Raw genomic sequence first — 20,609 nt, 5'->3', positions numbered from 1 at the left:
ACATAAAGCAGTGCTAATGAATTTGCTTATCAAATCAGCCACTATTCTTGATCCCGGATCATCCTTTCATCAACAAGTTGCCGATATTTTAATTGAAAATGGTGTTATCACCAAAATAGCCGAAGATATTGAAGCCGACGCCGAACTTTTTGATGCCGAAGGCAAATATGTTTCGCCCGGTTTTTTCGACCTTAACTGTAACGTAGGCGAGCTGGGCCTTGAAACCAAAGAAGACCTCCGTTCCGGTACCATTGCTGCCGCGGCGGGTGGCTTTACAGGTATAGCACTGATGCCGAATACCCAGCCTCCGGTGCAATCCAAATCGGAAGTGGAATATCTGCTTAACCGTTCAAAAGGTAATTTGGTGGATGTTTATCCACTGGGAACCATATCTCAAAAACGCGAAGGAAAAGACCTCGCCGAAATGTACGATATGTATCAAAGCGGAGCTAAGGCCTTTACTGACGGTAGCCGCCCCGTACAGGATGCTGGTTTAATGGAAAGGGCTTTGCTGTACGCACAAGGCTTTGACGCGCTGGTTTTTTCTTATCCGGAAGATACCGCTATAGCTGGTAAAGCTAAAGTTAATGAGGGCGAGATCAGTACTTTGCTGGGCATGAAGGGTATCCCTTCTCTGGCCGAAGAACTGATGGTAGCGCGCGATCTTTACCTCGCTGAATATACAGTATCACGGATCCACTTTACTACGATATCAACCGCCCGTTCGGTCGAGTTAATTCGCGAGGCTAAGCGTAAAGGTATTGAAGTTACCTGCGATGTTGCCGCACACCACCTGGTTTTAACTGACGAGGCCCTATTAGGCTTTGATAGCTTATACAAAGTTAAACCTCCGTTACGTACTGCCGATGATGTTGCCGCATTGATAAAAGGCCTGGAAGACGGTACTATAGATGCTATAGTATCGCAACATACGCCACACGAAATTGAATTTAAAGATGTGGAGTTTGAAGTAGCTGAGTATGGCATAGTTGGCCTGCAGACAGCTTTTTCTTTAGCTTTGAAAGCGGGTTTATCTGCCGAGTTGATAGTTGAAAAACTGTCGATCAATCCCCGTGAAATACTCGGTGTAGAAACAGCGGTTATTGCTGAAGGCGAAAAGGCAAATATTATAGTTTTCGACACTGACGCCGAATGGGAATATACCGCAGCTAATAACAAATCTAAATCTGCAAATTCGCCTTACATCGGGCAGCAATTAAAAGGCAAAGTATTGTTAACTTACAACAATCAACAAATCTTTAAATAACATACCTATGATCGATCCAAAAATAGAAATCGCCTTTGTAGCAGCGCTTGAGGCCTTTTCAAAATACAACAGCTTTGATGCAACACAGCTTACTGATGAGTTTGCCGATGTATTTGCATCTGACGAAGATTTTTTATCAAAAGTAGATGAACTTGACGCGGTTTTTGATGAAAACCCTGAAGTAGAGGGGCTGCGCGAGATTTTCTTTGATTTGCTGATGATTAACTTCTTTAGCGCAGACGTTAAAAAACTGGAAGAAGATTACCTTGATACGCCGGAATGGGAGAGCATTGAAGAAGAAACACTTGACCGCGGTACCGAATTGCTTAACCTGTTACTGTACCTTAACGAATGCGAAGACGAGGAAATTGAGCCGGAACTGGAAGACTACTTAAAAGAGTTTTTATTGGTTGATGAGGATGAATTTCAGGACGAGTATCGTATTTACGAACCGGTTATCGCAAATCAGATCCTGATTGAAAGTCCGGTATCTGAAATTAGTAAAGTAGCTACAACCCTTCCGGAAGATTCGGAACTTGCAGAATTGTTTTACCCAATGATGTGCTTTTTCCAAAATATCGATCCGTCGGACGAAGAGAAAAAGGAGATTGCCGATAATGCCATCAATAAAGAGTTTGATATGGCAGTTTTAGAAATTTTAGTTAGTTTTCAATAACCCTCTTAAATGAGCGCACAATTAGAAAAAACCATAAAAATACAAGGACTTATCAAGGGATTGATTTTAGGTGCAATATTGGCTTTGGTAAGTATTATTTATTTTTATTTTATGGTAAGTGTAGCATCGGCTGTAGCAATAACAGTTGGCGCCATACTTTTTACATACATAATTCCGATAGCTATTGCTGCTTTGTTTTGCATCAATCTGAGGAACAAAGTAGGCGGATACTGGACAATGAGGCAAGCCGCTACCGGAATTTTCATTATGTTTTTCATTTCAAACCTGACCATATTTATACTACGTGATCAGGTATTTGCAAAGGCTATAGAACCTCAGATGGCTCAAAAAACCAAAACAGCTATGGTTACCGCTTTGAATAAATTGAAAGATAGCACTACAAAACCTGAGGAAAAAAAGGAAGCCGACGCCAAAATAAAGGAAATGGAGAAAAGTTTTGAAGCTGGAAAAGGTATTACTATAGGGCAGCAAATTCAGTCGTTAGGTATAAGCATTATATTTTTGTTTGTTCTATCCATAATTTTTGCGGCTTTCTTTAAGCGGGAGCCTGTCGGATACACGTCCTAAGCATGATATTATTGTAAAACAAAATAGGCCTTTCAGATTCTGAAAGGCCTATTTTGTTTATGATCTCACGAGATTTGAAAATAAAGGCATCGGTGATATAAATATTAAATATTTGGTTAATTTTAACTAAACACTAAACACTTGTACCATGGAAGTAAAAAAAGCGAGTCCATCGCAACCGGCCCTTAAGTGGGCATTAATTAACTTGATCGTTTCTATCGTAATTACTTACGCTTTTCAATTTTTAAATGTTGACCAAACCTCATCAATTAAGTATCTAAATTATCTGCCGTTTATCGCCTTTTTACTTTTAACTCAAAAAGAATTTAAAGATCAGCTCGGTGGTTATCTCACTTATGGGCAGGGATTTTTATCGGGCTTTTTATATTCTGTTTTCACCGGTGTATTTATAGCCATTTTCACTTATGTGTATTTTACCATTCTAAGCCCGGAAATGATTGATAAGATAATGGATGTTTCGCGGAAGCAAATGGAAGCGAAGGGAACTATGTCACAAGATCAGATTGATACCGCGATGGGTATAGCAACCAAGTATTTCGCAGTTATTGCTACAGTTAGCGTGGTTTTTGCGTATGCCATATTTGGTGCAATTGTAAGTTTAATTTCGGCTGCCGTATTTAAAAATGAACGTTCTCCTTTTGATACCGCGGTTGATAATTTTGACGCGCCAAAACCATCAGACCCGACGGTATAAATCAACAACAAATAAAGAACAAAAGAGGCCTTTCATTTTTGAAAGGCCTCTTTTGTTCTTTATTACAGGTATTGAAGAGATAACTAATCTCTAAGCTCTAATCTCTGGCCCTATTTCTTCATGATCAGCTTTACAATATCGTTACCAAAAACAAATACCATAAGGCTCACCAATATTACAAAACCTACAATTTGTGCACGCTCCAGGAACTTATCGCTAAGTGGCTTGCCCTTTATCATTTCAATGATCAGGAATACCGCATGACCGCCATCAAGCGCCGGGATAGGCAAGAGGTTCATCAGCGCCAATACCATCGAAAGGAAGCCTACCAATGTCCAGAAGTGAACCCAATCAACAGTACCACCAAACAGGCTGGCTATTGCTACTGGTCCGCTTACAGCTTTACCTGGGTTAACATCTCCTTTAAATATTTTACCAATGCCTTTGGCATTATCCCTGAAAGTGCCCCAGGCTCTTTCTGCTCCAATAGGGAAGGCTTCAAAAAAGCCATATTTAATTGTTTTGATGTCCGGGAAATCGGATTTTGCACGGTAGAAGCCTAATTTGCCTTCCGGGGTAACTTGCGCTTTTAAAGTAACCAACTCATGGTTCCGCCTTACGCCCAAATCAATTTGCTTGCCTTTGTTAGCGGTTAACTGAGCCTGTAATTCATCCCAAAACACAATCGAATGATTATTAGCAATAACAATACTATCCCCTTTTTTAAGGCCCGCTTTGACGGCGTTGCTGCCCGGCTCTAATGAGTCAACCACAAATTTAGAACGCGGCAGACGGCTGATAAATCCTTCGATATCATGATCATTTAGATCGTTTAAAATAGTGCGGGGGATGCTGATCTGCAAAGTTTGAGCACCACGCTGTATCGTAAATACCGTGTTATCCAACAGTACCTGCGGACTTGTAAGGTCATCAAAGCGCTCGAACGGTTTACCATTTATAGCTACAACTTTGTCTCCAATCTGAAGGCCAATCTTTTTACCAACTTCGCCGGGCACAATACCATATTTAGCAGCCGAATTTGGGATATAGCTATCGCCAAAACGCATGGTTAATACCCAGAATATCAAAATACCAAGTATAACATTTACAGTAACACCGCCAAGCATAACAATAAGGCGCTGCCATGCGGGTTTTGAACGAAACTCCCATGGCTGTGGAGGGCCTGCCATTTGCTCAGTATCCATCGATTCATCAATCATACCGGCTATTTTAACGTAGCCGCCTAATGGAAGCCAGCCAATGCCATATTCAACACCTTTATATGTAAATTTAAAAAGGCTCACGTTCCAGGCATCAAAAAACAGGTAGAATTTTTCTACCTTAATGCCAAAGGCGCGTGCCGCCAGGAAATGCCCCAGTTCGTGCAGGATAATTAAAATTGAAAGGCCCAGTATAAGCTGGCCCACCATGATCACTATACTCATTATCTATTTCTATGTGTAATATTAAAATTGTAATGCCTTTGATGGCAATTGCTGTATATAATTTTGCGCAAAGATGCGTGTTTCTTTATCAGTATTCAAATAGTCGGCTAAGGTAGGGGCTGCAATAAAATTAATTTTCTGCATACACTCCTCAATGATGCTACTCATGGTTAAAAAGCCGATTTTACGATCCAGAAAACCTGCAACCGCTATTTCATTTGCCGCGTTTATGATGCAAGGCATATTACCTCCCTGTCTTAAAGCAGCATAGGCTAAACTTAGATTACGGAAAGTTTCCATATCCGGTTTTTCAAACGTAAGGTTTGGATAATCTGTAAAGCTGAAGCGTTTAAAATTAGTTTGTACCCGTTCCGGATAAGTTAAGGCATACTGTATGGGCAACTTCATATCGGGTACGCCTAATTGGGCCTTGATAGATCCGTCCTTGAACTGTACCAGTGAATGAATAATGGATTGCGGATGAACTATTACCTCGATCTGATCTGCTTCAACATCAAATAGCCATTTAGCCTCAATAACTTCGAGCCCTTTATTCATTAAGGAAGCCGAGTCGATGGTGATCTTGGCGCCCATAACCCAGTTGGGATGTTTAAGGGCATCTTCACGGGTTACATTGGCTAAAAAGTCGAGGCTGCGCCCCCGGAATGGGCCACCTGAAGCGGTGATAATCAACTTTTCTATCGATTTATAATCCTCACCCACCAGGCTTTGGAATATGGCCGAATGTTCTGAATCAACAGGTAAAATCTGAACTTCATGCTGCTTAGCCAGCGCTGTTATGATATCTCCGGCTACAACCAGCGTTTCTTTATTGGCAAGGGCGATATCTTTACCGGCTTTAATAGCTGCTATGGTAGGTTCCAAACCGGCAAAGCCAACCATTGCAGTTAATACAACCGCAATTTCAGGGTGAGTTACCGTATCAATGATAGCCTGATGGCCGGCAAGTACTTGTGTAGGCAAGTGCGCCAAAGCTTCTTTAACTTCCTGATATTTGCTCTGATCGCATATAATAGCATATTCCGGTATAAACTCAATAGCCTGGCTAATAAGCAACGCGGCATTTGAATGCGCTGTAAGCAAAAAAGCCCTGAATAAATTGCTGTTCCACCTTATTACATCAAGTGTTTGCGTACCGATGCTGCCTGTTGAGCCAAGGATGGCAATGTTTTTAATTTGGTTACTCAAGTATCTTTATTTTATAAAACTCTTTAATCCTTCGGCTATCTTTCTGTCATTTGAAAGCCTCGGTACTTTGTTTTGCCCACCAAGTTTACCTTCCGATCTCATGTAATTGATAAAGGCATCTTTTTGCAGGCTTTGGATTACCAAAGGTTGTAAAATGTTACCTTCAATCAGGTCAAAATAGTAAATATTTTTATTCTGGAGTGCTTTGTCCACTTTTATGGCGAAAGCATGAAGATCGGCAGGGGCTGTGCCGAACTCAATAAACCATTCGTGGTAAGGTAATTGCCCAACCGGAGGATTAACTTGTGGTGCAACGGTAAATTCAACTACGTCAACTCCTGCTTCTTTGGCTACGCTCATTAACGCGTATTCCACTTCTTCGCCTATTACGTGCTCTCCAAAAGCAGAAATATAATGTTTAATGCGGCCTGTAACTACGATTCGGTATGGATCTTTAGAAACAAATTTAATGGTGTCACCTATGCTATATCCCCATAAACCCGCGTTGGTATTCATGATAAGCGCGTAGTTTTTATCCAGCTCAACATCTTTAATATTGATACGGGTTGGGTTTTCGTTGAAGTATTCTTCGGATGGTATAAATTCGTAAAAGATCCCCGAATCCACTAAAAGAAGTAACCCTTTCTCTTTTTGCGAATCCTGAAAAGCGATGAAGCCCTCAGAAGCAGGGTAGGTTTCTATTGAGTCGATTTTAAAGCCAATACTTTCTTCAATGCGGGCACGGTAGGGTTCGTAATTAACCCCACCATAAACGTAAAGCTTAAAGTTAGGGAAAATGTCTTTTACTTTTTTGCCGCCTGCCTTAGCCGAAAGCCTGTCGAAATACATCTGGCACCACGGCGGAATCCCGCTGATGAGGCGCATATCTTCGTTGAAAGTTTCCTCTACAATGGCATCAACCTTTTGCTCCCAGTCTTCAATACAATTGGTTTCGTAACCCGGCAACCTGTTTTTTTGCAGATATCCCGGTACATGATGGGCAACTATACCCGAAAGCCGGCCTGTTGAGATACCATGTTTTTCGGCTAAAATAGGGCTGCCTTGCAGAAATATCAGCTTACCATCCACAAAATCGGCATTGCCTGTTTCGTGGATATAGCTTAATAAAGCGTTGCGCGCAGCTTTGATATGGTCGGGCATGCTTTCTTTAGAGATTGGGATATATTTTACGCCCGAAGTTGTGCCCGATGTTTTAGCCAGGTAAGCTGGTTTGCCCGGCCATAACACATTTTCTTCACCGTTAACTACACGATCGATATATGGGCGAAGGTCCTCGTAATCATGTACAGGCACCAAGCGCTTAAAGTCTTCGTAGTTGTTGATCTTTTCAAATTGATGGTCTTTACCAAAGCTGGTGCTTTTTGCAGCATGTACCAGGTCTGTAAACGCTTTTTGCTGCAATGGAACCGCGTTTTTCCGAATCTTATTTAATTCCCGGTTAACGAGGGAAGCAAACACCTTACTTAATGCAGATTTAAGTCCCATTTTAATTGGTTTCAGATAGGTCATCATCCACATCCTGGTGGCTATAAACCAGTTTGCGGTAAGTAACCATTATTATCACTTGGGTAAACGGAAAGCAAAGAATAAACCAGCAGTAAAATGCAAGCCTGAATGCAAAACCGTCCTTTTCCTGATCGAAACCAAACAGCCCCATGGTAATCACAACCGGCAGCAATACAGCAACCAATATCAATATGATAATGGCGAAAACGCCTAAAGTTTTAAAGAAATTGTCTTTGGTGATTTCAAAACTTTGACGCAGCGATTCGATAGGAGATGAATCGTCATCAACAATAAAACAGATGCAAAAGATGCACCTGAGACTTATATACATAATAAACAACAGCTCAATAACCTCAAAAACGCTGTCGTATCCAATGTTACGTTTAGCCAATACGTATAGAAAAACCAGCGCTGCTACAAAGAAAGCGGTCATTATCCCGATGATTACGAAATTGAATGTCATTTTGAACGTTGGCAAAATGTCTTTAAAGTCAAATTCGTAATATTCTTTGTCGATGAGGGTCAGTATCAGTTTGTAAAAGCTTAGACCAATAAAACATTGTACTATCATTTGTACAATTACAAAGCCCATCTCAATAAAACGGTCATCGTTATCGATGATGAACGCTTTTAAAAACTCAACAAACTCGTTTATAAACAACGATATGATCGAGTAAACCACCAGCGGTACAAAATTTCTTTTTAAAATATTCCATGCGGTTTTAATGGTTTCCGCTACAGAAAAGGTGTGGTACATATTGCTTATGATCTACTTAAAACTTTCCGCTTCCAAAAATCCTGTATAAATCCTAACCCGTAGGCAATAAGTTGTGTGAAGGCAGCTACAATGCTCAAAAATGCGATTTTTACCGATTTATTTTTCCACCAGGCATGGAAAAATATTAACAAAGTGAAAATCAATAATATAAAATTACCTATTGCTGCTAATGTCGAGCCCAACAGGTTTAATATAATAGTAAGGATAACCCCTATGGTAAAAGCCGCTGGGAAAAAATGAACCAATTTTAGCTCCTGCGGAAAAAACTTAGAGATGTTGATGCGCGCCCTGCCAAAAAAGTGCAGTTGTTTGTAAAATTGGTAAAAGTTAGTACGCCGTTTATGATAAACAATAGCATCAGGAATCAGTCCGATCTTAAAGCCTAATGAATGGATGCGGATGCTGTATTCAATATCCTCGCCCAGTCGGGTAATAATGAAGCCGCCGGCTTTTTCCCAGGCCTGTCTTGAAACTCCCATGTTAAAGCTACGCGGGTGAAACTGACCGATACCTTTTTTATTACCGCGGATGCCGCCTGTGGTAAAAGGCGAGGTCATGGAATAGCTTATGGCTTTTTGGGTAGGTGTAAAAGATGCGTGCGCGCCATCCGGTCCGCCATAAGCGTCAAGATAGTTTTTTGCCAGCGAATCATTTACAATTTGCAAATAGTCGGAAGGGATTAAACAATCCGAATCAAAAATTACAAAATAATCACCTTTAGCGCGTTCAAAACCAAAGTTGCGGGTAAAGCCCTGGCCTTCATTTTGCTTTTTGAAATATCGGAGGTTAAGCTTATCGGCAAAAGTGTTTACTATGGCTTCAGCATCATTTACAGAACCATCCTCGATAACCAAAACCTCAAAATTGCGATAGGTTTGCAAGGTGAGGGTTTCCAGCAGTTCTTTAATCTCCTGCGGGCGGTTATATAATGGAATGATGATGGAAAAAAACATGTTTTTAGATAGATGTGAGATTTGAGATGTTAGATATGAGACGAGGGCAAATATTTAATAAGTCTCAAATCTCATATCTAACATCTCAAATCCAATTAAATTGTTTCTTCAATTTGATAGTGGTTGCGTTCGCTTGCGCTGCGCGATACCAGTTCGGCCACAAAGCCGGTTAAAAACAATTGAGATCCTAAGATGATAGCTACCAGCGCTATATAAAACAGCGGACTGGTGGTTACATCCCTGTATTTTAAGTTGTGCGCTATGTTGTAAAGCTTTTCGGCAATGATCCAGATAGCCATTACCAAACCGGTAAAAAAGCTTAAGGTGCCCATGGTGCCAAAAAAGTGCATAGGACGCTTACCAAATTTACCAACAAAAAATATCGAAAGCAGATCCAGAAAACCGTTGATGAAACGGCTCAGGCCAAATTTGGTTTTACCGTACTTGCGTGGTCGGTGTTCAACAACCTGCTCACCAATTTTAGTAAATCCGGCCCACTTGGCAATCACCGGAATATAACGGTGCATTTCTCCATACACCTCAATGTTTTTTACAACGGTGCCACGATAAGCCTTCAAACCGCAATTGAAATCATGAAGATTGTGGATGCCGCTCATGCTGCGGGTGGCCGCATTGAATAATTTTGTTGGTATGGTTTTGCTTAAAGGGTCATGCCTTTTAGCTTTCCAGCCCGAAATAAGATCGTACTTTTCTTCAACTATGCGGCGGTACAACTCCGGAATTTCATCCGGGCTGTCTTGCAGATCGGCATCCATAGTAATCACTACGTTGCCCTTGGAAGCTATAAAGCCCGTATTTAAGGCTGCCGACTTACCATAATTACGCCTGAACTTAATGCCTTTGATGAAAGGGTTTCCCGTTTGCAGCTTCCTGATCATTTCCCATGATCCGTCCTTGCTGCCATCGTCAACCAAAATTATCTCGTAAGTAAAACGGTTTTCATCCATCACCCGGCTAATCCATGAGGTTAACTCCGGTAACGACTCTACTTCATCGTAAAGAGGTACTACAACTGATATATCCATTTATTGGGCTGCGATTAACGGTATATGCCGAAAATCATCCGCAAAAATATAAAAAATAGGGAATGGTTTGCAACAATGTATTAACGGTGTTATTTGCATAAATAGTTTATTCATTATCACTATAAAAAAGTATGTTGGATACTACGTAACCAAGCAATTACGTTTCAACTCAAATATATTTTAATATCTTTCCCTCACAATTAAAACACAGTTAATGAAATTCTACGAAGCCGCGTTGCTATTGTTTTTAGGCTTTTATGCCGGTAGATTAAAAGCGCAAAATGCAGATCAGGCTACCCCTAAGTATGATCAGCATAAAGTATTTAACCCCATGTTTTATCCCGAAAGAGGGAACGAGTTCAGATCGGCCAGTGGAGCCCCTGGCCCTAAATACTGGCAAAACCGGGCCGATTATAAGCTTGACGTTACGCTTGATACCGTTAAACACCGCATTGAAGGAACTACATTAATTACTTATACTAATAACAGTCCAGATGCGCTTGGTTTTTTATGGCTCCAGGTAGATCAGAATATATACAAGGAAGATTCACGTGCCGAAGCTACAAGTAATGTTTCGGGTGGCAGATTCGTGAACAAATCATATACAAAAGGTGCCGAAATAAAATCTGTTTACGTCATCAATAAAGGTAAAACCCTGAAAGCCGATTACCTGATCACGGATACCCGCATGCAGATCAAATTGAAAGACTCCCTGCGTGCGGCCGGTAGCAAATTGCAAATTAAGATTGATTACGCTTTTGACGTGCCGGAATATGGCACAGACAGGATGGGGCGACAGCATACCAAAAACGGCTGGATCTATGAAATTGCGCAATGGTATCCCCGCATGGAAGTTTATGACGATGTAACGGGTTGGAATACTATTCCTTACCTTGGTGCAAGTGAGTTTTACCTGGAGTATGGCAACTTCGACTATAGCATCACAGCTCCAGCGAGTTTGGTTGTAGCAGGATCGGGTGAACTTGTTAACCCGGCAGAAGTACTATCGCCAAACACAATGAATCGTTTGGTCGAAGCCAGAAAGAGCGATAAAACGGTTACTATTAAGGATTCAACAGATATTATACGTAATAATGATTATCCTAAAAAGCCAGTGCTTACGTGGCATTTCGTTTGCAAAAATGCACGTGATGTAGCATGGGCCGCTTCAAAGGCATTTATCTGGGATGCTGCCCGGATCAATTTGCCAAGTGGAAAAAAAGCGCTTGCGCAATCTGTTTATCCTGTTGAAGCAAAGGGAAATGATTCATACGGACGCTCAACCGAATATGTTAAAGGAGCGATTGAACTGTACAGCGACAAGTGGTTTGAATATACTTATCCCGTTGCAACCAATGTGGCAGGTATTGTAGGAGGGATGGAGTACCCAGGCATCGTATTTTGCGGGTCAAACAACCAAAACGGAGGTTTGTGGGAGGTTACCAATCATGAATTTGGCCACAACTGGTTCCCGATGATTGTTGGTTCGAACGAACGTAAATACGCCTGGATGGACGAGGGCTTTAACACGTTTATAAATAACGTAGATACCAAAGTATTCAATAAAGGCGAGTACTACGAGAAACCCGATCAGCAAAAAAGTGCCAGCTATTTGTTTGCTCCCGGTGCAGAGGCTATCATGAATACGCCTGATGTAATTCAGGAGGATTTTTTAGCCGTAGCCGCTTACGAGAAGCCGGCCTTAGGTTTGGCAATTTTACGCGAACAGATATTAGGTGAAGAACGGTTTGATTATGCTTTTAAAACCTATATTAAACGCTGGGCTTTTAAACACCCAACGCCATGGGATTTTTTCCATACGATGGATAACGCAGCGGGCGAAGACCTGAGCTGGTTTTGGAACGAGTGGTTTTTTACCACCTGGAAACTTGATCAGGGCATAAAGGATATTTCCTATCCGGATAATGATGCTTCAAAAGGCGCTATGATCACTATCGAGAACCTCGAAGAAATGGCATTGCCTGTCACAATAACAATCAAAGAAGAGAACGGAAAAATTGGTGTTGTAAAACTTCCGGCCGAGATCTGGCAGCGTGGAGATACCTGGACATTCCCGTATAAGTCAACTTCAAAAATTGCCTTTGCAACTATTGACCCTGACCATACCTTGCCGGATATTAATCCCGAAAATAACTCATACAGCGGTCTGCCGGTTCCTCAGGGTACAACTGCTGGCTCTGTTATTAAAGCCTATTTAGATGCTATTGGCGGCGCCGAAAAATTGAAGAATGTTCGCGATTTGCAAACATCCGCAATTGGTACAATACAAGGCGCGGAAGTTCAACTGGTGACCCGCTACAAAATGCCTGATAAATATTTCCAGGAAGCAATGGTACCTTCATACAATAACCTTGTTGTATCGCATGTTACGCTCAATGGCGATAGCATTAAAGCAAAACAGGTTAACAGGGACGTGCAACTTGATGATGCCGGCAAAAAATTAGTTAAACTTAAAAGCCGCCCGTTTCCAGAGCTTGACTACGAACGCATAAATCAAAATATGACCCTGCAGCCTATTTTACGGGTAGTGAACAATGAACTTGCTTATGAGGTTGACGTTAACATAGGTACCGATATCCATATTCATAATTATTACAGCCAGAAAACAGGATTAAAACTCAAACAAACCATTGAAGGTGCAAATGAATTAGCTGTTGAATATGGTAACTATGAGGGTATAAATGGAGGTATTAAGATCCCTTTCTCGATAAAAACTATTTTGGTTGGGCAGCCTGTTGAGTTTAAGGTTAAGGAAACATCGGTTAACTCCAATCCCTCAAACGAGGCTTTCAGATAGTTTAGATGCCTCATTAAATCTGGTGGGATATCTTTATTTCAATTGATATGAAGTAGAGATATCCCATTTTTTATACCCTTCGATAAAAATTGAAATAGCTGTGATGCTAATTGCTATTTAAAATTCTATTTTTGTACCCACAAAATGAGGGTCACTTTGTAGGTGACCGTTTAAACGTAATTTTATAAATTTAAAATCATAGTTGTAGATGATTAACATTACACTTCCCGATGGTTCCGTTCGTCAGTATGACAAAGGGATCTCTTCTATGCAAATCGCCCAGTCGATTTCTGAAGGTTTAGCACGTAACGTATTAGCAGCCGAAGTTGATGGCCGGGTTTGGGACGCAAGTCGCCCAATTGAGCAGGACGCCCATGTTAAATTATTAACCTGGAACGATGCCGATGGTAAATCAACTTTCTGGCATTCATCAGCCCACTTAATGGCCGAGGCTTTAGAAGCTCTTTATCCGGGTACAAAATTTGGTATCGGTCCGGCAATTGAAACCGGCTTTTATTACGATGTTGATTTTGGCGACAAGGTTTTATCTTCTGACGAGTTCAAGCAGATCGAGGATAAAATGATTGAACTTGCTAAAACCAAAGAAGAGTACATCCGCAAGCCTGTCAGCAAAGCAGATGCTATTGAGTATTTTACTGAAAAAGGTGATGAGTACAAGCTTGACCTAATCAAGGACCTGCCAGATGGCGCTATCACTTTTTACACACAAGGTAACTTTACCGACTTGTGCCGTGGGCCGCACATCCCTAACACAGGCTTTATAAAAGCGGTTAAGCTGATGAGCCTTGCCGGCGCATACTGGCGTGGTGATGAAACACGCAAGCAGTTAACCCGTATTTACGGTGTTACTTTCCCTAAAGCCAGCGAACTTACCGAATATCTGCACATGATCGAAGAAGCTAAAAAGCGCGATCACCGCAAATTAGGTAAAGAATTGGAGCTGTTTGCTTTTTCAGAAAAGGTAGGCATGGGCTTGCCATTGTGGTTACCTAAAGGCACAGCTTTGCGCGAACGCCTGGTAAACTTTTTACAAAAAGCACAGGTAAAAGCCGGTTACGAGCAGGTAATTACGCCGCATATCGGTCATAAAAACCTGTATGTAACATCAGGTCACTACGAGAAATATGGCGCCGATTCGTTTCAGCCGATAAAAACACCGCAGGAAGGAGAGGAGTTCTTCTTAAAACCAATGAACTGCCCGCACCACTGCGAGATCTATAAAACAAAACCGCGTTCATACAAAGACCTGCCGGTTCGTTTTGCTGAGTTTGGTACTGTGTACCGTTACGAGCAAAGTGGCGAGCTACACGGTTTGACACGTGTACGTGGCTTTACTCAGGATGATGCCCACTTATTTTGCCGCCCTGACCAGGTAAAGGATGAGTTTAAAAAAGTTATTGACCTGGTTTTGTATGTATTTAAGGCTTTAGGCTTTGATAATTACATTGCGCAGGTATCATTACGTGATCCTGAAAACAGGGCCAAATACATCGGCAGCGATGAAAATTGGGCATTAGCCGAAAACGCTATCATTGAAGCAGCCGCGGAAAAAGGTTTGCCAACTGTTGTTGAGTACGGTGAGGCCGCGTTTTACGGCCCTAAGCTCGACTTTATGGTGAAGGATGCTCTTGGCCGTAAATGGCAATTAGGTACTATCCAGGTTGACTATAACCTGCCTGAGCGCTTTGAACTGGAGTATACAGGCAGCGATAATCAAAAGCACCGCCCGGTAATGATCCACAGGGCCCCCTTTGGTTCTATGGAACGCTTTATAGCGGTATTAATTGAGCATTGTGCAGGTAATTTCCCGCTGTGGTTATCCCCCGAACAGTTCATTATACTTCCTATATCAGAAAAATATGAAGAATATGCAAAAAAAGTTTCTGATATATTAAAAGATTCCGATATTTGCGGGCTAATCGACTTCAGGGACGAGAAAATAGGCAGAAAGATACGTGATGCTGAAGTTAAAAAAATCCCTTATATGCTGGTTGTAGGCGAAAAAGAGGCTGCTGAAGGGCAGGTTTCTGTACGTAAACATGGTACCGGTGATTTGGGAAGTATGAGCATTGAAGATTTTAAAGAACAGATAACTAAAGAAATAACAGTATAACTTGGCATTAAACAAACCTTTCAATAGAGGACCAAGGCTTCCTTTTAAGAAAAAAGAAGCCGAACATAACATAAACCAATTCATTAGGGCTCAGGAAGTTCGCCTTGTAGGTGATAACGTTGAGCAGGGTGTTTACTCATTAAGAGATGCCCTTGCAATAGCGCAGGAGCAGGAATTGGATTTGGTTGAAATATCTCCAAACGCGGTGCCGCCGGTTTGTAAAGTAACTGACTACAATAAGTTTATTTACGAGCAGAAGAAAAAGCTTAAAGAGATAAAGAGCAATGCCAAGCAAACGGTTATCAAGGAAATTCGTTTCGGACCGAATACTGATGATCATGACTTTGAATTTAAGTTAAAGCATGCCATTAAGTTTTTGGAATCTGGCGAAAAGGTAAGGGCTTATGTACACTTTAAGGGCCGTGCCATTGTTTACAAGGAGCAAGGTGAGATTTTACTTCTTCGTTTTGCCCAGGCATTGGAAGAAGTTGGTAAAGTGGAGCAGTTACCTAAGCTTGAAGGAAAAAGGATGTTTTTAACCCTTGCACCTAAGGCAGCTAAAAAGTAATTAAAATAGGCAGATGTGCAAATGCGCATCTGCTTGAAAATAAAACGTTGAGAAACGTTAATATCTAACACAAATAAATAGAGTTATGCCAAAAATGAAAACCAATTCCAGTGCTAAAAAGCGCTTTAAGCTTACTGGAACCGGTAAAATCGCAAGAAAAAACGCATACAAAAGCCACATCTTAACCAAGATGTCGACAAAACGTAAGCGTGCCCTTGGTCACACCAGCTTAGTATCTGATGCCGACATGGGTAACGTAAAACGTATGCTTTGTATCGGAAAGTAATTCACAAATTTTAAAACCAGGTATTAGAGTTTTAAGTCCGGCACACGAGATGCAGGCACTCACTACCAAAAAACACACAAGATGCCACGTTCAGTTAACGCAGTAGCGTCGAGAAGACGCAGGAAAAGGATCATGAACCTCGCCAAAGGTTATTGGGGTTCACGTAGCAAGGTATACACCATTGCAAAAAACACAGTTGAAAAAGGTTTACAATACGCTTACCGCGACCGTAAAACCAAAAAGAGAGAGTTCAGGGCTTTATGGATCCAACGTATTAACGCTGGTGCCCGTCAGCACGGAATTTCTTACTCTCAGTTAATGGGTAAATTAGCCGCTAAAGAAATTGGTTTAAACCGTAAGGTATTAGCTGATTTAGCAATGAACAACCCAGATGCTTTCAAAGCAGTTGTTGATGCAGTAAAATAATATCGCATTATAAATGCATGGAAAAGGCCGCAATTTGCGGCCTTTTTTGTTTTACTCTTATTTTTTATTTCTGTGAAGCGCGAACAGCTTTAGCTATCAGGATAGTAAATTCAACGAAATAGTCCCAGTCAGTTTTACTTTAATTCCCCCGAATTGAGCTTTGAAAAGGAGCCTATTTAGGCTGTCCTAAAAAATAAACCCGCTTTAGCATGTATCTAAAGCGGGTTTCATATGAATGAATATTCTTTGTAGGATTGATAAAGGGAATTATTCTGAAAGCATAGATTTCAGATTATGCATGCTGTATTGCCTCAACCAATGCTTTGTTATGTTTGTACCTGAATACAAACGGAAAAACGATGGCAATTACTAAAGCATAACCTGAAAATGTAAGCCAGATACCGTGCCAATCTTTGGCGCCGCCTGGCAACAAGAAAAAGTGATCTATGATAAGACCGCTTGCAATACTTCCGAAAAAGGCACCAAAGCCATTTACCATCATCATAAACAAACCCTGTGCACTCGCCCTGATATCGGGAGTGGCTTGTGTTTCTACAAATAAGGAGCCCGATATATTGAAGAAATCGAAAGCCATGCCGTAAACAATACATGATAAAATGATCATCCATAAACCGCCCGCAGGATCGCCAAATGCAAAAAGACCGAACCTTAACACCCAAGCCAGCATACTGAACAGCATCACGTATTTGATACCAAACTTTCTTAAGAAAAATGGTATAGCCAAAATGAAGAATGTCTCAGAGAACTGAGATATCGACATGATAATGGCCGGGTACTTAACGCCGACAGAATCTTTATAAATGGCTATGTTTTTGAAATCCTGAATGAATGTATCACCATAAGCATTAGTAAGCTGTAATGCTGCGCCCAATAGCATAGAAAAAGCAAAGAAGATGGCAAACTTAGGATCTTTGAATAATTTAAACGCGTTGAGTCCCAATGAATCAACAAATGATTTATTGGTTGTTTTTGAAGAAAGAGGCGGGCATTTTGGAAGGCTAAATGAGTAAAGCCCAAGTGCAAGCGCTACAGCCGAAGCAATATAAAACTGGTTTGGCGATGTTTCGTTATGTGTTAAGCTCACCGTCCATAAGGCGGCGATGAACCCGATAGTTCCCCAGATCCTGATGGGGGGGTAGTCTTTTACTACGTCCTTATTGCCGCTTTTTAATGCTGAATATGCCACTGTAATTGAAAGTGAAAGAGTTGGCATATAAAACACCATATTAATCAGCATCACCCAAAAAAAAGCAGAAGGATTAGTTATTTGCGGCAAGATAAAAAGGGAGCAGGCACCGAGGATATGCATGATACCATATAATTTTTCAGCATTGATAAACCTGTCAGCTATAATGCCGGTAAGGGCCGGCATAAATATAGCCGAAATGCCCATTGTACTAAATATGGCACCAAATTGTGCACCTGACCAATGTTTATCCTGAAACCAATACGCACCGATGGTTAGCAACCACGCCCCCCAGATAAAGAATTGCATAAAATTCATCAGTATTAAGCGGAACTTAATATTCATACGGTAACGGGTTTAAATAAATTTAGTCAGTGTTAAATTAAAAACGGAAAGTAGTGAAATAAATGTAAATGAGAAAACTACCGTTGTAGAAATTACTATTGGTAAACAGAAACCCGGGATCAGGTTTCTGTTTATATAATATTGAGGTTATTAGAATTGTATCTCAAATGGAACAGTCAAGAAAATCTAAAATCGAAAATCCGAATTCCGAAATCCTCACGATGCTTTACGCTTATTAAGTTCGTCACGAATTTTGGCAGCTTTTTCATATGATTCTTCTGCCAAAGCTTCCTGTAACTTAGTTTTAAGTTCTTCAGTGCTGATAGAAGCATAACCGCTTACCGAGGCGCTAACTGATTTTTCTTCAGGGGCCTCGTTAATATTCTCCAGGTAAACAAAGTCATTACCTTCTATTACAATGCCTGCGGTTGACAAGATGAACTCATAGGTGAAGATAGGGCAGTCAAAACGTACTGCTACAGCAATGGCATCAGAAGTACGTGCATCTATTTCCACCGAGCGCTTTCCATCACTACAGATAAGTTTTGCATAAAATATACCATCAACCAAATTGTAAATGATCACTTCCTGCACCTCGATCTGGTAAGCCTGGGCAAAGCTCTTGAACAAGTCGTGCGTAAGTGGGCGGCTTGGAGTCATCTTCTCAATTTCGATGGCTATAGCTTGAGCTTCAAAGCTGCCGATAATGATAGGCAAGCGACGACGGCCACTTACTTCGCCCAAAACAAGAGCGTAAGCACCCGATTGGGTTTGACTATAAGATAAGCCGACAATATCAAGCTTTATTTTTTTCATGTTATTCCCCATCACCCTGTATTTATGCTGAAGCTTTATATTCTTTAACGGCTGCTATTAATTTAGGGAGCACTTCAAAAGCGTCGCCCACAATTCCGTAATCTGCTACCTTAAAAAACGGTGCTTCCGGATCTTTGTTTATGACTACAATAACTTTTGATGAACTTACCCCGGCCAGGTGCTGAATAGCACCTGAAATTCCTACTGCAATATACAAATTTGGACTGACAGCTATACCTGTTTGTCCAACGTGTTCGCTATGTGGTCTCCAACCGGCATCTGATACCGGTTTTGAGCATGCGGTAGCTGCTCCTAAAAGGTTTGCCAACTCTTCTATCATTCCCCAGTTTTCAGGGCCTTTTAAACCCCGACCGGCAGAAACTACGATCTCTGCATCAGGCAGAGAAACTTTATCGGTTGAACGAACAATTTCTTTGATCATGGCCTTAAAGTCAGAGGCTTTGGTTTCAACGCTGAAGTCTTCAACCTGGGCTGTGCCACCTGTTTCAACAACTTTGTATGAATTAGGTACGAGCGCGATAACTTTTATTGCCGAACTAAGCTCGACAGTAGCGAAAGCTTTACCCGAAAAGGCAGTCTTTTTAACTTTAAAAGAGCCGCCTTCCTGCACCGGCAATGCTACAACACCATCTGCTACACCAGCTTCAAGTTTTACGCCAACTCTTGGCGCCAAACCACGACCAGAAAACGTATTGGATAATACTACAACAGCCGAACCCTCTTTTTTTGCAGCTTCGGCAATTATCGAAGCGTAGGCTTGGTTTACAAAATCTTTCAATTTGTCGCCAGATACATTAAGCACTTTATCAGCACCGTATTTGCCCAATAAAGCTAATTCAGCGGCATCAACTTTACCTATAGAAACAGCGGTAAGAGAAGTATTATTTTGATCGGCAATAGCGCGGGCATAAGAAACGGCTTCAAAAATTGATTTTTTGAATTTCCCCCCGGCATTTTCCGCATATATTAAGACTGACATAGTTATCTGTTAGTGATTTAGATCATAATTTATATTACACGAGCTTCGGCATGCAGCAGCTCAACCAGTTTGGCGGTATCGTCGGCAGCTACAAGTTTCACCTGGCCACGAGGGGCAGGTGTTTCATAACTAACAATTTCCGAAAAGGTTTTAACTTCAGTCGGCTCAATAACAGCAAGCGGCTTGGTTCGCGCCGACATGATGCCACGCATGTTAGGTATTTTAGGTTCAGCCACACCTTCGGCAGCGCCCGCCACAAAAGGATAGGGGATAGTTAACACTTCTTTACCGCCTTCAATCTCGCGTTCAACGGTTGCTTCAGTGTCACCGGCATCTAATTTTTTGATGATAGATACAGATGGAATATCAAGCAACTCGCCAAGCATACCGGCAACTTTCGATCCGTTATAATCAATAGACTCACGGCCGGTCAGGATCAGATCAAATGGGTTTGCTTTTACATATTGGGCAATCTGATACGCTACATACCAGGCATCGTGAGGTTTAGCGTTTACACGTACTGCATCAGTAGCGCCAATTGCCAAAGCTTTACGAATAGTGGCCTCTGTACTTGCGTCACCAACGTTAATTACCGTTACCGTACCTTTACCGCCATCGGTTAATTCAATGGCGCGTGCGAGAGCTATTTCATCATAGGGGTTTAGTATGAACTGAACACCGTTTGTATTAAATTGCGTGTTGTTATCAGTAAAAGTTATTTTTGTGGTGGTATCAGGAACATTACTTACACATACCAGAATCTTCATATCAATAGGTTTTTGCAAATTTAATTAAAAAAGATAGA

At 41.3% G+C, this 20,609-nt stretch carries 19 protein-coding genes; 9 read left to right on the top strand and 10 right to left on the bottom strand.

Annotation, left to right across the window (positions count from 1 at the left end; translation table 11 throughout):
• The first annotated feature begins 16 nt into the window (after positions 1–16).
• The 4 genes from DUL71_RS10040 to DUL71_RS10025 all read left to right on the top strand — a co-directional run bounded on the left by DUL71_RS10040 (position 17) and on the right by DUL71_RS10025 (position 3,246).
• Positions 17–1,267, top strand: coding sequence for a dihydroorotase (locus DUL71_RS10040; protein ID WP_114937956.1), 1,251 nt, complete (start codon positions 17–19; stop codon positions 1,265–1,267).
• A 7-nt stretch (positions 1,268–1,274) separates the two neighbouring features.
• Positions 1,275–1,943, top strand: a complete 669-nt coding sequence (locus tag DUL71_RS10035) for a hypothetical protein (RefSeq protein WP_114937955.1) — start codon at positions 1,275–1,277, stop codon at positions 1,941–1,943.
• Positions 1,944–1,952: 9 nt separating this feature from the next.
• Positions 1,953–2,531 (top strand): DUF4199 domain-containing protein, encoded by a 579-nt coding sequence (locus tag DUL71_RS10030; protein WP_114937954.1) that lies wholly within the window; start codon positions 1,953–1,955, stop codon positions 2,529–2,531.
• 148 nt (positions 2,532–2,679) lie between these two features.
• Positions 2,680–3,246 carry a DUF4199 domain-containing protein gene (locus tag DUL71_RS10025; protein WP_114937953.1) on the top strand — a complete coding sequence of 189 codons (567 nt, stop codon included), beginning with the start codon at positions 2,680–2,682 and terminating at the stop codon, positions 3,244–3,246.
• Between the two features lie 110 nt (positions 3,247–3,356).
• On the opposite strand, the gene rseP is transcribed toward DUL71_RS10025, so the two are convergent.
• The 6 genes from rseP to DUL71_RS09995 all read right to left on the bottom strand — a co-directional run bounded on the left by rseP (position 3,357) and on the right by DUL71_RS09995 (position 10,204).
• Complete coding sequence (gene rseP, locus DUL71_RS10020) at positions 3,357–4,691, bottom strand: RIP metalloprotease RseP (RefSeq protein WP_114937952.1); 1,335 nt, start codon at positions 4,689–4,691, stop codon at positions 3,357–3,359.
• 21 nt (positions 4,692–4,712) lie between these two features.
• On the bottom strand, positions 4,713–5,900 hold the full coding sequence (locus DUL71_RS10015; protein WP_244228731.1) for a 1-deoxy-D-xylulose-5-phosphate reductoisomerase: 1,188 nt from the start codon (positions 5,898–5,900) through the stop codon (positions 4,713–4,715).
• A gap of 6 nt (positions 5,901–5,906) precedes the next feature.
• Entirely contained in the window at positions 5,907–7,406 is a 1,500-nt protein-coding gene (locus DUL71_RS10010) for a GH3 auxin-responsive promoter family protein (protein ID WP_114938525.1), read from the bottom strand.
• Between the two features lies 1 nt (position 7,407).
• Positions 7,408–8,184: a glycerophosphoryl diester phosphodiesterase membrane domain-containing protein gene (locus DUL71_RS10005; RefSeq protein WP_114937951.1), complete on the bottom strand. Its 777-nt coding sequence runs from the start codon at positions 8,182–8,184 to the stop codon at positions 7,408–7,410.
• Between the two features lie 5 nt (positions 8,185–8,189).
• A complete protein-coding gene (locus DUL71_RS10000) occupies positions 8,190–9,158 on the bottom strand; it encodes a glycosyltransferase family 2 protein (RefSeq protein WP_114937950.1) in 969 nt (322 codons plus the stop codon).
• 95 nt (positions 9,159–9,253) lie between these two features.
• Entirely contained in the window at positions 9,254–10,204 is a 951-nt protein-coding gene (locus DUL71_RS09995; protein ID WP_114937949.1) for a glycosyltransferase family 2 protein, read from the bottom strand.
• Between the two features lie 214 nt (positions 10,205–10,418).
• On the opposite strand from DUL71_RS09995, the gene DUL71_RS32515 reads away from it, so the two are divergent.
• The 5 genes from DUL71_RS32515 (at position 10,419) to rplT (ending at position 16,436) form a co-directional block, all read left to right on the top strand.
• Positions 10,419–13,022 (top strand): M1 family metallopeptidase, encoded by a 2,604-nt coding sequence (locus DUL71_RS32515; RefSeq protein WP_161964408.1) that lies wholly within the window; start codon positions 10,419–10,421, stop codon positions 13,020–13,022.
• A gap of 208 nt (positions 13,023–13,230) precedes the next feature.
• Positions 13,231–15,156: a threonine--tRNA ligase gene (thrS, locus tag DUL71_RS09985; RefSeq protein ID WP_114937948.1), complete on the top strand. Its 1,926-nt coding sequence runs from the start codon at positions 13,231–13,233 to the stop codon at positions 15,154–15,156.
• Between the two features lies 1 nt (position 15,157).
• The gene (gene infC / locus DUL71_RS09980) at positions 15,158–15,724 is read left to right on the top strand and encodes a translation initiation factor IF-3 (protein WP_091207084.1); all 567 of its coding nucleotides are present in this window, start codon (positions 15,158–15,160) and stop codon (positions 15,722–15,724) included.
• 85 nt (positions 15,725–15,809) lie between these two features.
• Positions 15,810–16,010, top strand: a complete 201-nt coding sequence (gene rpmI / locus DUL71_RS09975) for a 50S ribosomal protein L35 (protein WP_022829872.1) — start codon at positions 15,810–15,812, stop codon at positions 16,008–16,010.
• An 81-nt stretch (positions 16,011–16,091) separates the two neighbouring features.
• Entirely contained in the window at positions 16,092–16,436 is a 345-nt protein-coding gene (gene rplT, locus DUL71_RS09970; RefSeq protein WP_022829871.1) for a 50S ribosomal protein L20, read from the top strand.
• 292 nt (positions 16,437–16,728) lie between these two features.
• Here rplT and DUL71_RS09965 read toward each other — a convergent pair whose 3' ends face one another.
• The 4 genes from DUL71_RS09965 to DUL71_RS09950 form a co-directional block, all read right to left on the bottom strand.
• Positions 16,729–17,988 carry a nucleoside permease gene (locus DUL71_RS09965; protein ID WP_114937947.1) on the bottom strand — a complete coding sequence of 420 codons (1,260 nt, stop codon included), beginning with the start codon at positions 17,986–17,988 and terminating at the stop codon, positions 16,729–16,731.
• Positions 17,989–18,204: 216 nt separating this feature from the next.
• A complete protein-coding gene (locus DUL71_RS09960) occupies positions 18,205–18,804 on the bottom strand; it encodes a bifunctional nuclease family protein (RefSeq protein WP_112575568.1) in 600 nt (199 codons plus the stop codon).
• A gap of 22 nt (positions 18,805–18,826) precedes the next feature.
• A complete protein-coding gene (locus DUL71_RS09955; RefSeq protein WP_114937946.1) occupies positions 18,827–19,804 on the bottom strand; it encodes an electron transfer flavoprotein subunit alpha/FixB family protein in 978 nt (325 codons plus the stop codon).
• A 29-nt stretch (positions 19,805–19,833) separates the two neighbouring features.
• On the bottom strand, positions 19,834–20,571 hold the full coding sequence (locus DUL71_RS09950; protein ID WP_114937945.1) for an electron transfer flavoprotein subunit beta/FixA family protein: 738 nt from the start codon (positions 20,569–20,571) through the stop codon (positions 19,834–19,836).
• Between the last annotated feature and the right edge of the window lie 38 nt (positions 20,572–20,609).

The organism is Mucilaginibacter endophyticus, from assembly GCF_003351025.1.
Classification (GTDB): Bacteria; Bacteroidota; Bacteroidia; order Sphingobacteriales; family Sphingobacteriaceae; genus Mucilaginibacter; species Mucilaginibacter endophyticus.
The sequence above is the reverse complement of the archived record's forward strand: the minus strand, read 5'-3'. Positions and strand labels throughout refer to the sequence as shown.